Consider the following 13,691-nt stretch of genomic DNA (forward strand, 5'->3'; position numbering starts at 1 on the left):
GCCGCGCAATCGCGGGCAAACCTTCTGCAGCATTTTTTAAAAACTCCGGACAAAAAAAGACCTCCCGAAGGAGGTCTTTTTTCATCACGCCACGTTAAGCGGCGCTACCGGATCAGCAGCTGTAGTACAGCTCGTATTCCAGTGGGTGTACGAAGGTGCGTACTTTGATTTCTTCTTCGCTTTTCAGCTCGATGTAGGCATCGATGAAGTCGTCGCTGAATACGCCGCCTTTGGTCAGGAACGCACGGCCCTTGTCCAGCTCTTCCAGGGCTTCTTTCAGGCTGCCGCACACTTGTGGGATCTCTTTGGCCTCTTCAGGCGGCAGGTCGTACAAGTTTTTGTCGGCGGCGTCGCCAGGGTGGATCTTGTTCTGGATACCGTCCAGGCCAGCCATTACCAGGGCTGCGAAGGCCAGGTACGGGTTGGCTGCCGGGTCCGGGAAGCGAGCTTCGATACGGCGAGCGCGAGGGCTGGACACGTAAGGAATACGGATCGAGGCGGAACGGTTACGGGCCGAGTAGGCCAGCATTACCGGTGCTTCGAAACCTGGGACCAGACGCTTGTAGGAGTTGGTCGCTGGGTTGGTGAAGCCGTTCAGGGCCTTACCGTGCTTGATGATACCGCCGATGAAGTACAGGGCAGTGTCGGACAGGCCGGCATAACCTTCGCCGGCGAAGGTGTTCTTGCCATCTTTAGCGATGGACAGGTGAACGTGCATACCCGAACCGTTATCGCCGTACAGAGGCTTAGGCATGAAGGTAGCGGTACGGCCGTAGGCATCAGCCACGTTGTGTACGCAGTACTTCAGGGTCTGAACTTCGTCAGCCTTGGCAACCAGGGTGTTGAACTTCACACCGATTTCGTTCTGGCCGGCAGTCGCCACTTCGTGGTGGTGAACTTCGATGACAAGGCCCATTTCTTCCATGGCGTTGCACATGGAGGTACGGATTTCGTGGTCGTGGTCGAATGGCGGAACTGGGAAGTAGCCACCTTTGACGCCTGGACGGTGGCCTTTGTTGCCGCCTTCCACGTCCTGGTCGGACATCCACGAACCTTGTTCGGAGTAGATTTTGAACATGGAGCCGGAGATGTCGGACTTGAACTTGACCGAATCAAAGATGAAGAATTCTGGCTCAGGGCCTACGAATACGGTGTCGCCGATACCGGTCGATTTCAGGTATTCCTCGGCACGCTTGGCGATCGCACGTGGGTCACGGTCGTAGCCTTGCATGGTCGAAGGTTCGATCACGTCGCAGACGATGATCAGAGTTGGGTCTTCGGTGAAAGGGTCGAGAACGGCAGTGCTGTCGTCCGGCATCAGGATCATGTCGGAAGCTTCGATGCCTTTCCAGCCGGCAATGGAGGAGCCGTCGAACATCTTGCCTTCTTCAAAGAAAGCGTCATCCAGAGCATCACGAGCCGGCATGGTCACGTGGTGCTGAGTACCTTTGGTGTCCGTGAAGCGCAGATCAATCCATTTAACGTCATGATCTTTGATGAGTTGAACCGACTTCGACATGGTGTCCTCCGGGTGGCTTCGGGCTGGGTAGTGGAGTTAGCCCTTAGAATGTGGGTGATGCCGGCGCGAATACTCGACCAAGGCAACCTGCCTCACAAGAGAGCAAATTGCATGCCAGTGCGCCAACATGGCCTTTTTGCCTCAAAATGGCCCCTATAAAGGTGCAATCCGTTGAAACGGAATAAATAACGCACTGCAATGTAGCGTCATTTTGTGCAAATGACCTGTTTTGGTGCGCATTGAGTGCGATGCATATTAACTGGTTAAACCTTGAGCGATTTCCGCTATAATCCGCGCCCCCCTTTTTCAGCAGGCCCGGCGCGCGCTGTTTCCATGAAATTAATCGTAAAAGTCTTCCCCGAGATCACCATCAAAAGCCGACCGGTACGGACGCGTTTCATCCGTCAATTGGCGAAGAACATCCGTGCCGTGCTCCGCGATCTGGACCCGGCTGTGGTGGTGAACGGTGTGTGGGATAACCTCGAGCTGGAAACCCGTATCACCGACGCCAAAGCCTTGAAGGACATGACCGAGCGCCTGAGCTGCATGCCGGGCATCGCGCATTTCCTGCAGGTGGATGAGTACCCGCTGGGCGACTTCGACGACATCACCGAGAAGTGCAAGCAGCACTACGGCAGTGCGCTGGAGGGGAAGATTTTTTCGGTGCGTTGCAAGCGTGCCGGCAAGCACACCTTCAGCTCCATGGATGTCGAAAAATACGTCGGCAGCAAGCTGCGTCGCGAGTGCGGCGCCGCCGGAATTTCCCTGAAAGCGCCGCAAATTGAAGTGCGCATGGAAATTCGCGACCAACGGTTGTTTGTGATCCACAGCCAGCACAACAGCATCGGCGGCTACCCCTTGGGCGCCCTGGAACAGACCCTGGTACTGATGTCCGGCGGTTTCGATTCCACGGTTGCCGCTTACCAGATCATGCGCCGCGGCCTGATGAGCCACTTCTGCTTCTTTAATCTGGGCGGGCGCGCACATGAATTGGGCGTGATGGAAGTCGCGCACTTCATCTGGAAGAAGTACGGCAGCTCCCAGCGCGTGTTATTTGTCAGTGTGCCGTTTGAAGAAGTGCTCGGCGAAATTCTCGGCAAAGTCGATAACAGTCATATGGGCGTGGTATTGAAGCGTATGATGTTGCGCGCCGCGTCCAGGATCGCCGACCAGTTGCAGATTGACGCGCTGGTGACCGGTGAAGCGATTTCCCAGGTGTCCAGCCAGACGCTGCCGAACCTGTCGCTGATCGACTGTGTGACCGAAAAGCTGGTGCTGCGCCCGCTGATCGCCAGTCACAAGCAGGACATCATCGACTTGGCCGAGGAAATCGGCACGGCGGATTTTGCCAAGCACATGCCTGAATATTGCGGGGTCATCTCGGTGAACCCCAAGACCCACGCCAAGCGCAACCGCGTGGAGTACGAAGAACAACAGTTCGACATGGCGATTCTGGAGCGTGCGCTCGAGAACGCCAAAATGGTGCCGATCGATCGTGTAATCGACGAATTGGGCCAGGATGTGAAAATCGAAGAAGTCAGCGAAGCCCTGGCGGGTCAGATCGTCGTCGACATCCGTCACCCGGATGCTGCTGAAGATGAGCCGCTGGAAATCGCTGGCATCGACGTGCAAACGCTGCCGTTCTACGCACTGAACGCGCGTTTCAAGGAACTGGATAACAGCCGTCAGTACCTGCTGTATTGCGACAAAGGCGTGATGAGTCGCCTGCATGCCCACCATTTGCTCAGTGAGGGGCATGCCAATGTGCGCGTTTATCGACCGAGCTAAGAGCCCGGGGCTGTTTGCCTGTGGCCTGCGTCACCGGCCCCCCGACTCTGCCGTCAAGCTGTAACGGCAAGGCCTGACTCTACTGTTAATCGCTGCCACGACCTGTCAGCACACCGAATCCTCTGATCGAGATACACAAGTGATCGAAAATCTACGTAACATCGCCATCATTGCTCACGTTGACCATGGTAAAACCACCCTGGTAGACAAACTCCTGCGTCAATCCGGCACCCTGGAGCGCAACGAGCTCAACGACGAGCGCGTGATGGACTCCAACGACCAGGAAAAAGAGCGCGGTATTACCATCCTGGCTAAAAACACCGCTATCAACTGGAACGGCTACCACATCAACATCGTGGATACCCCGGGCCACGCCGACTTCGGCGGCGAAGTTGAACGTGTAATGTCGATGGTTGACTCCGTTCTGCTGCTGGTTGATGCCCAAGACGGCCCTATGCCGCAAACCCGTTTCGTGACCAAGAAGGCTTTCGAAGCCGGCCTGCGTCCGATCGTGTGCATCAACAAGGTTGACCGTCCAGGCGCGCGTCCGGACTGGGTTCTGGACCAGATCTTCGACCTGTTCGACAACCTGGGTGCTACCGAAGAACAGCTGGACTTCAAAGTCGTCTACGCCTCGGCCCTGAACGGCATTGCCGGTCTGGAACACACCGACATGGCTGAAGACATGACCCCGCTGTACCAGTCGATCGTCGACAACGTACCTGCGCCGAAAGTTGACCGTGAAGGCCCGTTCCAGATGCAAATCTCGGCACTGGACTACAACAGCTTCCTGGGCGTTATCGGTGTTGGCCGTATCGCTCGTGGTAGCGTCAAGCCGAACACTCCAGTTGTCGCCATCGGCGCCGACGGCAAGAAACGCAACGGTCGTATCCTGAAGCTGATGGGTCACCACGGTCTGCACCGTATCGACGTTGAAGAAGCTTTCGCAGGCGACATCGTATGCGTGAGCGGTATGGACTCGTTGTTCATCTCCGACACCCTGTGCCAGCCGGACAACGTCGAGGCGATGAAGCCTCTGACCGTTGACGAGCCAACCGTTTCCATGACCTTCCAGGTAAACGACTCGCCTTTCTGCGGTAAAGAAGGCAAGTTCGTGACTTCCCGTAACATCAAGGAACGTCTGGACAAAGAGCTGCTGTACAACGTTGCACTGCGCGTTGAAGAAGGCGACTCGGCTGACAAGTTCAAAGTTTCCGGCCGTGGTGAGCTGCACCTCTCGGTACTGATCGAAACCATGCGTCGCGAAGGCTTCGAAATGGGCGTTGGTCGTCCAGAAGTGATCATCCGTCAGGTTGACGGCGTGAAGCAGGAACCGTTCGAAAACGTCACCATCGACACCCCGGAAGAATCCCAGGGCAAGGTGATGGAAGAGATGGGTCTGCGTAAAGGCGACCTGACCAACATGGTGCCGGATGGCAAAGGCCGTGTGCGTCTGGAATACAACATCCCTGCTCGTGGTCTGATCGGTTTCCGTAACCAGTTCCTGACCCTGACCAACGGTGCTGGCATCCTGACCTCGATCTTCGATCGCTACGACACCATGAAGTCCGGCGACATGTCCGGCCGTCAGAACGGTGTTCTGGTATCGGTAGAAACCGGTAAGGCACTGACCTACTCCCTGGAAACTCTGCAGGCGCGTGGCAAGCTGTTCGTTGAACACGGTCAAGAGATCTACAACGGTCAGATCGTTGGTCTGAACAGCCGTGACAACGACATGGGCGTCAACCCAACCAAAGGCAAGAAGCTCGACAACATGCGTGCTTCGGGTAAAGACGAAACCATCGCCCTGGTTCCACCTGTTCGCTTCACCCTGGAACAGGCTCTGGAATTCATCCAGGACGACGAGCTGTGCGAAGTGACGCCGAAGTCCATTCGTCTGCGTAAGAAGATCCTGGACGAAGGCGAGCGTACCCGCGCTGCCAAGAAAGCCAAGAACTGAGTTAACTCAGGCTGAATGAAAAACGCCCCCGGTCGAAAGGCCGGGGGCGTTTTTTTATGCCTGATCGTTCCCACGCTCTGCGTGGGAATGCCTCATGGGACGCTCCGCGTCCCGCTTTCAAGAGCGGACGCAGAGCGTCCAGGGCTGCATTCCCACGCAGAGCGTGGGAACGATCGGATCAGAACTTATCGAGGGTCTTGAACTTGGTCTCGCGCACCACTTCCTTCGGCTTGTACGCGCAATACCCTGGGCGCGGCCCGATTTTCGGGTGGTTGCGGCAGGTATCCGGGCGCTTGTCATAAATAGTGCAGAAGCGGGTCTTACGATCCAGGTACAGGCAGTCGTTGTTGCTCATGCGCTGCAGGGTAAAAATTTCGGATTTGGAATTGAAGCGCTCGACGATGCCTTCTTTCTGCAAACGCTTGGCGATGTTCTTCGGCGGGTCGCCGAGCTCGAACTCATCGACGATGCCAATGCGGATCAGGTCCTTGATCTTCACTTCGACCGGCAGCGTGCAGCAGCTGGACACGCAGCCACCGCACATATGCGCGGAATATTTCTGCCACGTTTCAAGTCGGTCGAGTTCCGCGGCGGCGATCAGTTGAGGCTTCATCAGGGTTCCAAAAGGTGGGGCTGTATCCGGGCGCGCGATCATACCGGGATTGGTGATTTTTTGAACAATATTTTCTGGGTTTCAGCCAAAAGGTGCGCGTGAGTGAAAAGCAGGCACGGCCAATGCATTAAAACCACGCAACCCTGAATGAGTTAAAAAACTGCCGAACCAGAGCGTCTACCGTCTGTCAGACCGACTAGGCTCTAGCAACTCCTTCAATCTCGCCCGAGGTCGCATCGATGTCTCAGGAACCGCTTGCACGAGAAGCAGAGGTAGCCGCATTTCGCGATGCCGTCTTGACCAAACTCACCTACGCGGTGGGCAAGGACCCGGATCACGCCTTCGACCATGACTGGTTCGAAGCCATTGCCCTGGCCGCGCGCGACCAGATGGTCGACCACTGGATGAACCATACGCGGCACATCTACCGCAAAGGTCAGAAGCGGGTTTATTACCTCTCCCTGGAATTCCTTATCGGCCGTTTGCTCTACGACAGCCTGAGCAATCTCGGCTTGCTGGAGATCGCCCGCGAAGCGCTGGTGGAGCTGGGCGTCGACCTGGAGCGCATCCGCCTGCTGGAGCCCGACGCGGCGCTCGGCAATGGTGGCTTGGGCCGCCTGGCCGCGTGCTTTATGGAAAGCATGTCGACCTTGGGCATTGCCGGCCATGGTTATGGCATCCGTTATGAGCACGGCTTATTTCGCCAGGCGATTGTCGATGGCTGGCAACAGGAGCAGACCGAGCGCTGGCTGGATTTCGGCAACCCATGGGAGTTCGAGCGAGCCGAAGTGATTTACCCGATTGGCTTTGGCGGCAGCGTCGAAACCCTGGCGGACGCCTCCGGCAAGATGATTCAGGTGTGGACGCCCGGTGAAACCGTGCGCGCCGTCGCCTATGACACCCCGGTGGTCGGCTGGCGCGGTGCTAGCGTCAACACCCTGCGCCTTTGGCGTGCACGGGCGGTGGAAGACCTGCACCTGGAGCGCTTCAACGCCGGTGACCATTTGGGCGCCGTAGCCGAAGTGGCCCGTGCCGAAAGCATCTCGCGGGTGCTTTACCCGGCCGACAGCACCGAAGCGGGGCAGGAATTGCGCCTGCGCCAGGAGTACTTCTTCGTCGCAGCCTCCTTGCAAGACCTGCTGCGCCGCCACAAGAATATGCACGGTTCGGTGCTGAGCCTGGGCGAGCACGCCGCCATCCAGCTCAACGATACCCACCCGTCCATTGCCGTGGCCGAGTTGATGCGCCAACTGGTGGACTTGCACGACATCCCTTGGGAAGCCGCGTGGGATGTCACGGTTGAAACCCTTTCCTACACTAACCACACCCTGTTGCCCGAAGCCTTGGAAACCTGGCCTGTCGGCCTGATGGAACGCATGCTGCCTCGGCACATGCAGATCATCTACCTGATCAACGCTCAGCACATCGACTCGCTGCGCGCCAAGGGCATTCATGACTTCGACGTATTGCGTGCCGTGTCGCTGATCGAAGAAGACAACGGCCGCCGCGTGCGCATGGGTAACCTGGCGTTCCTCGGCTCCCATAGCGTCAACGGCGTGTCCGGTTTGCACACCCAACTGATGCGCAGCACGGTGTTCTCCGAGTTGCACAAGCTGTACCCGCAGCGCATCAACAACAAAACCAACGGCATCACCTTCCGCCGCTGGCTGTACCAGGCCAATCCCAAGCTCACCGAGATGCTGGTAGAAGCGCTGGGCCCGGACATTCTCGACACCATGGAAACCCGCCTGACGGAGTTGGAAACCTTCGCCGAGAAACAGGCGTTCCGCAAAGCCTTCGCCGATCAGCGCCTGCACAGTAAACGTGCGCTGGCGGACATCATCCATGAGCGCCTGGGTATTTCGGTCAACCCGGCGGCGATGTTCGATGTGCAGGTCAAGCGTATCCACGAGTACAAGCGCCAACTGCTGAACCTGCTGCACACCGTGGCGCTGTACCAGGCGATCCGTGCTGAGCCTGGCACCGACTGGGTGCCTCGGGTGAAGATTTTCTCCGGCAAGGCGGCGGCCAGTTATCACCAGGCCAAGCTGATCATCAAACTGACCAACGACATCGCCCGCACCGTCAACAACGACCCGACCGTACGCGGTTTGCTCAAGGTGGTGTTTTTGCCCAACTACAACGTCAGCCTGGCGGAAAGCATTATTCCAGCGGCGGATTTGTCGGAGCAGATTTCCACCGCCGGCTTTGAAGCCTCGGGCACCAGCAATATGAAGTTCGGCCTCAACGGCGCGCTGACCATCGGCACCATGGACGGCGCCAACGTGGAGATGCACGAGCGTGTGGGTGCCGAGCACATGTTTATCTTCGGCCTCAGCGCCCAGCAGGTGGAAGCCCGCAAGCATGCCGGCGAATTCAACGCCGGGCCGGATATTGCTGCGTCCCATCGCCTCAACGATGTGCTGCAAGCAATTCGGGGTGGGGTGTTCTCGCCGGATGACCCGGGCCGTTATGTGGGGTTGATCGACGGGTTGATTGATTACGACCGCTTCTTGGTGTGTGCCGACTTCGATTCCTACTGGGACGCCCAGGCCGCGGTCGAAAAACATTGGCACGACTCTAAGGCGTGGTGGCGGTCGGCGGTGCTCAACACGGCGCGCATGGGTTGGTTCTCGTCCGACCGGACTATCCGTGAGTACGCGACCGAGATCTGGAAAGCCCTCGACTAAACACCGCAGATCCAAAATGTGGGAGTAGGCTTGCTCGCGAATGCTGTGTGTCAGTTAACGAATATGTCGACTGATACACCGCATTCGCGGGCAAGCCCGCTCCCACATTGCTCCCGCGTCGATATACTAGGCCTCGGTTTGCCCGCTTCGGGCTGCTTAGGGATATCGACCATGCAATGGATTTTCATGCTGATTGGCCTGGCGCTCGGCTGGACACTCGATGAGTCGCTCATGGAGGCCGGTTTCGGCGCGCTGCTGGGGTTGGGCATTGGCCAGGCGATTCGCTTGTCGATGCTGTCGACTCAAGCGAATCAGCAGGGTCGTCAGTTGGAGGCCGCGCAGAAGGCGTTGAAAGCGCTGGAGCAACGCCTGGCACAACTGGAAACCTCCGAACCAGAGCCTGCGCCGCTGGCGCGCGGTGTGTTTGTCGGCCCCGCCATTGCGCAATCCCCCGTCGTTGAACCTGGACCTGAGGCTAAGGCGCCCGATCTTGTCTGGGAACTGCCTGCCGAATTGATACCCGCACCGGTTGCCATGGAAACCGAGCCGAGCCAGCCGCTGCCGGCTGATGTCTGGGCGCCTGCCCCGACCCCGCGCCCTACGGAACCTGCTGTCCCCCGTGGCCCCAACTTCATCGAACGGGCTATCAGCGGCGCGCGCAATTGGCTGTTTGGCGGCAATACCGTGTTGCGGGTCGGTGTGGTGTTGTTGTTCCTCGGCCTGGCCTTCCTGCTGCGCTATGCCACCGAAGGCATGGTGGTACCGATTGAACTGCGTTATGCAGGCGTTGCCGCTGCCGCAGTGGGCCTGTTGGGTCTGGGTTGGTGGCTGCGGCTGCGTAACAGCAATTACGGTTTGATGCTGCAAGGCACCGGTATTGCCGTGTTGTACCTGACGGTGTTCGCCGCGATGCGCCTGCATCCGCTGATCGATCCGGGTGCCGCTCTGGGCTTGTTGGTGGCGGTCACAGTATTTTCCGCGATTCTGGCGATCACCCAGGATGCGTTGGGGTTGGCTTGCGCGGCGGCGCTGGGCGGCTTTGCGGCGCCGATCCTTACCTCCACCGGCGCGGGTAACCATGTGGCGCTATTCAGCTACTTTGCCCTGCTCAACGCCGGCATCCTCGGCATCGCCTGGTTCAAGGCCTGGCGCTTGCTCAACCTGATCGGGTTTGTCGGCACCTTCGGCATCGGTTTCGCTTGGGGCATGCGCTCCTATACGCCGGAGTTGCTGTGGAGCACCGAGCCGTTCCTGATTGTGTTTTTCCTGATGTACCTGGCCATCGGCCTGTTGTTCGCCCGGCGCAAATTGCTGGAGATGAGCGATGCACCCGAAGATGACAGCCGTGGCGCGTTGCTGCGTTGGTCGGCGGCCAAAGGCGATTATGTCGATGGCAGTATGTTGTTCGGGCCACCGCTGGTGGGCTTTGGATTGCAGTTCGCGTTGGTTCAGCACATGGAGTTCGCTGCGGCGTTCAGTGCGCTGGGCCTGGGCATTATCTATATGGGCCTGGCGCGGTTGCTGAGTGGCGGGCGCGCCTTGCTGCTGGCGGAAACCTGCCTGGCGCTGGGCGTGATCTTTGCCAGTCTCGCTATCCCGCTGGGTCTCGATGCCCGCTGGACCGCTGCTGCCTGGGCCGTTGAAGGCGCCGGGATCTTCTGGCTCGGTTTGCGTCAGCAGCGGCCGTTGGCGCGAGCATTCGGCTTATTGTTGCAGTTGGGCTCGGCGCTGGCATTCCTCAGCGAGCTACGCGTTGGCGAACGCACCTTGCTCGACGGTGCGCCATTGGGCGCGTTGCTGCTGGGCGCGGCGTTACTGTTCAGCTTCCATCAACTGCGCAAGGCGCCGACCGAACAGGCGGCGGATTGGGAGCGCCAAGGCTTGCCGGTGCTGGCGAGTCTCGGTTTGGGCTTTTTGTACCTGCTCGCACCGTTACTGTTGCTGACCCAAGGCACTGCCATCAGTTGGGCAATCGCCGGTCTGGTGACCCTGTTTGTCGGCCTGCGTATCGGCTCTCGCACCTTCCTGTTCAGCGCGTTCGCCGTGCAGTTGTTGGGCGGTGCGTTGTTCCTGTTGCGCTTGCAAGGGGGTGAAGGAGGGGCGGTATTCAGTGCCGGTTGGACCGGCTTGCTGACCGCTTCCCTGATCGGCTTGGCGTTGGTCGGCGGCATGTTGCTGGCTGCGCGCGACGATATGGTGCGCAGCGATGTACGCCTGCTGCGCGGGTTGTCGGTGGTGCTGCTCGCGGGCTTGGCATTGATCAATCTGGCCGTGCTGTTTGTACTGCCATGGGAGAGTGCGAGCGGCGTGTGGGCGGCCAGTGGGTTGTTGATCATCTGGCTGAGCCTGTACCTGCAACAGCGCGTCAGTTTTGTGTTTGGCTTGCTGCTGCAACTGATCGGCGGCGGCTCGTTCTTGCTCGCGGTGCCGGAGTTGTTGGGGCCGTTGACCGGCGAGGGCCTGCGCCCATTGGCGCACAGCGGTTTCTGGACGCCAATGGTGCTCGGCCTGGCCGCCTTGGTCGGCGCCTGGCGCTTGCAGCGTGAGCCACATGCTCCGGTGTTTGCCGTGTTGCAACTGCAACGCCTGTCCGACCTGTTGCTGGTGTGGGGGGCGGCATGGTGGGCGTTGGCGTTGATCAGTGAAGTGCTGCGGTTTATTCCTGATGAGTTGCAAGGGCAGTGCCTGCTGGCGATCGCGGCGGTGAGCGTGGCGATCTGGGCGTTGTTGGCCGAACGCTTGCGTTGGGCGTCGATGGGCATGCTGTGCACCTTGCTGATGCCGGCGGCGGGGTTGGTATTGCTGGTATCTGCCCACGCGTATTACCACCCGGCGGCGCAGTTCGGTTGGCTGGCCTGGTTGGCGGTGTTTGGGGTGCATTTCATCTCGTTGCGTCGTTTGGCGACGGTGGTTCCCGCCAAAGTGCTGAGCGTGGCACACGTGCTGGGCTGCTGGATGCTGATCGGTGTGTTGGCGCTGGAGCTGCGTTACGGCTTGTTGTTGCTGTCGAGCGAGTACAACGCCTGGCGCTGGTTGGGTTGGGCGATTCTGCCGAGTGTCTATTTGGTGCTGGCCGCCGCGCCGCGCAGTTGGCCATGGCCTGTGTCGGCTTACCCGCGTGAATACCGCGTGCTGGCGGCGCTGCCATTGGCGGTGTTGATGCTTGGTTGGTTCTGGCTGGCGAATATTTTCAGCGATGGCACGGCCAAGCCACTGCCGTATGTGCCGCTGCTTAACCCGTTGGATCTGGGCCTGCTGTTTGCGCTGCTGGGTGTGTATTTGTGGTCGCGCAGCGTGGCGCCACAGCGTGGGCCGCGTGCTGAGCTGGTCGCCCAAGGTGTCGCAGGTGTTTCGCTGTTTGCCTTCTTTACTGCGTTGGTGATGCGCGCGGCTCATCATTGGGGCGACGTGCCGTTTCATCTGGATGCGCTATTGGAATCCATGCTGGTACAGGCCAGTTTGTCGATTGTCTGGACCCTGATCGCCCTCGGTCTGATGATCGGCGGCCACCTGCGCCATCGTCGCGAAGTGTGGCTGATCGGTGCCGCGTTGATTGCGGTGGTGGTCGCCAAGCTGTTCTTTGTCGAGCTGAGCAACCGTGGTGGCCTGGCGCGGATCGTGTCGTTTATCGGCGTGGGCGGGTTGCTGCTGGTGGTGGGTTACTTTGCACCGCTGCCGCCGAAACGTGCCGAACCTGTGATTGAAACTGAGGGAGCGTCTTCTTGATGGGCAAGCTGAGTCTGAGCGGGTGGGCGGTATGGCTGGTGTGTTCGGCGGTATACGCGCAGGAAGGTCCGGCTGACTTCACCACGCAAGTGCCGCTGGCCGTGAGTGGCAGCGGCCCTTGGTATCGGCTGGAGCTGCCCTTGGCGGTGCAATTGAGTGCACGCCAGGCTGATCTCAGCGACGTGCGCGTGTTCAACGCTGCCGGCGAGCAGCAGGCCTATGCGCTATCCCGTCAATCGGCGCAACGCTCCGAGAACCGAAACGTTACTGACGTGAAGTGGTTTCCGCTGTACGCCGTCGACACGCAGGCCGCGTTGCCTGGCGTGGTGATGAAGTCCACGTCTGAAGGCACGTTGCTGGAAGTGCGCCCATCCACCAAGGCGGGCAAGCAAGTGCTGCGTGGCTGGGTGCTGGACGCCAGCGCGATCAAGGCGCCTTTGCAGCAACTGAGCCTGGATTGGAGCCGCGAAAGAGACGGCTTCCAGCGTTTCAGCATTGAAGCCAGTGATGACCTGCAACACTGGGAGTCTTGGGGCGACGGCCAGGTAGCGCGCCTGTCGTTTGCCGACGAGCGGGTCGAGCAACATGATGTGAGCCTGCCGGGGCAATCGGCGCGTTACCTGCGCCTGGTGTGGCAAGGCCAGGAGGCGCCTTTGCTGACCTCGGCCAAGCTGGTGAGCGCCATCAGCAGCAGTTTGCCGATGCCACTGGTGTGGTCGCAGCCGTTGGCCGGTGCGCGGCTCAAGGCCGGGGAATACAGTTGGCAGTTGCCTACAGGACTGAATGTCGAGCGCTTGCGTATCGAGTTGAAGCAGCCGAACACGCTGGCGCCGGTGACCTTGTCGGGGCGTCGGGAAGCCAATCAAGCCTGGCAGCCGCTGAGCAATGGCTTGCTCTACCGCCTGACCCAGAACGGCCAGGATGTGGTGCAAGACGAACTGCAACTGCCCGGTGTAACCGTTGCTGAACTCAAATTGCAGGTAGATGAACGCGGTGGTGGCCTGGGTGTAGAAGCGCCGGCGCTGCGCTTTGCCGTGCGCTCCACGCAGTTGGTGTTCCTGGCGCGGGGTGAGCCGCCGTTCACCCTGGCATTGGGTAATGCGTCGGTGAAAGCTGCCAATCTGCCGTTATCCACCCTGATCCCCGACTACAGCACCGAGCGTCTGAAGACGTTGGGCCAGGCCAAAGTCGCGGGGGAGGCAGTGGTGAAAGCTCTCGCCGTTGCCACATCGCCTGAGGTTGGCCCCAACTGGAAGAAACTCGGCCTGTGGGCCGTGCTTCTGCTGGGTGTGGCGGCACTGGGGGCCATGGCCTACAGTTTGTTGCGCAAGCCACAGGTCAAACCGTGAACTCTGTTGGCGTTAAATCCTCTGATTAGAGGAAATAACCCTCGAC

General features: G+C 59.5%; 7 protein-coding genes. 5 read left to right on the forward strand and 2 right to left on the reverse strand.

The window, feature by feature from the left end; translation table 11 throughout:
• Window positions 1–112: 112 nt before the first annotated feature.
• Entirely contained in the window at window positions 113–1,519 is a 1,407-nt protein-coding gene (gene glnA / locus BFL40_RS04395; RefSeq protein WP_071482615.1) for a glutamate--ammonia ligase, read from the reverse strand.
• 333 nt (window positions 1,520–1,852) lie between these two features.
• On the opposite strand from glnA, the gene thiI reads away from it, so the two are divergent.
• Window positions 1,853–3,307 (forward strand): tRNA uracil 4-sulfurtransferase ThiI, encoded by a 1,455-nt coding sequence (thiI, locus tag BFL40_RS04400; protein WP_071482616.1) that lies wholly within the window; start codon window positions 1,853–1,855, stop codon window positions 3,305–3,307.
• A 139-nt stretch (window positions 3,308–3,446) separates the two neighbouring features.
• The gene (gene typA / locus BFL40_RS04405) at window positions 3,447–5,267 is read left to right on the forward strand and encodes a translational GTPase TypA (RefSeq protein ID WP_003217997.1); all 1,821 of its coding nucleotides are present in this window, start codon (window positions 3,447–3,449) and stop codon (window positions 5,265–5,267) included.
• A 178-nt stretch (window positions 5,268–5,445) separates the two neighbouring features.
• Here typA and BFL40_RS04410 read toward each other — a convergent pair whose 3' ends face one another.
• On the reverse strand, window positions 5,446–5,880 hold the full coding sequence (locus BFL40_RS04410) for a YkgJ family cysteine cluster protein (RefSeq protein WP_071482617.1): 435 nt from the start codon (window positions 5,878–5,880) through the stop codon (window positions 5,446–5,448).
• A gap of 239 nt (window positions 5,881–6,119) precedes the next feature.
• Here BFL40_RS04410 and BFL40_RS04415 point away from each other — a divergent pair, with 239 nt between their 5' ends.
• The 3 genes from BFL40_RS04415 (at window position 6,120) to BFL40_RS04425 (ending at window position 13,645) form a co-directional block, all read left to right on the forward strand.
• The gene (locus BFL40_RS04415) at window positions 6,120–8,570 is read left to right on the forward strand and encodes a glycogen/starch/alpha-glucan phosphorylase (RefSeq protein WP_071482618.1); all 2,451 of its coding nucleotides are present in this window, start codon (window positions 6,120–6,122) and stop codon (window positions 8,568–8,570) included.
• Between the two features lie 171 nt (window positions 8,571–8,741).
• Complete coding sequence (locus BFL40_RS04420; protein ID WP_071482619.1) at window positions 8,742–12,296, forward strand: DUF2339 domain-containing protein; 3,555 nt, start codon at window positions 8,742–8,744, stop codon at window positions 12,294–12,296.
• A complete protein-coding gene (locus BFL40_RS04425; RefSeq protein ID WP_071482620.1) occupies window positions 12,296–13,645 on the forward strand; it encodes a DUF3999 domain-containing protein in 1,350 nt (449 codons plus the stop codon). The genes BFL40_RS04420 and BFL40_RS04425 overlap by 1 nt, the downstream gene beginning before the upstream one ends.
• Window positions 13,646–13,691: the final 46 nt, after the last annotated feature.

The organism is Pseudomonas costantinii (genome assembly GCF_001870435.1).
Classification (GTDB): Bacteria; Pseudomonadota; Gammaproteobacteria; order Pseudomonadales; family Pseudomonadaceae; genus Aquipseudomonas; species Aquipseudomonas costantinii.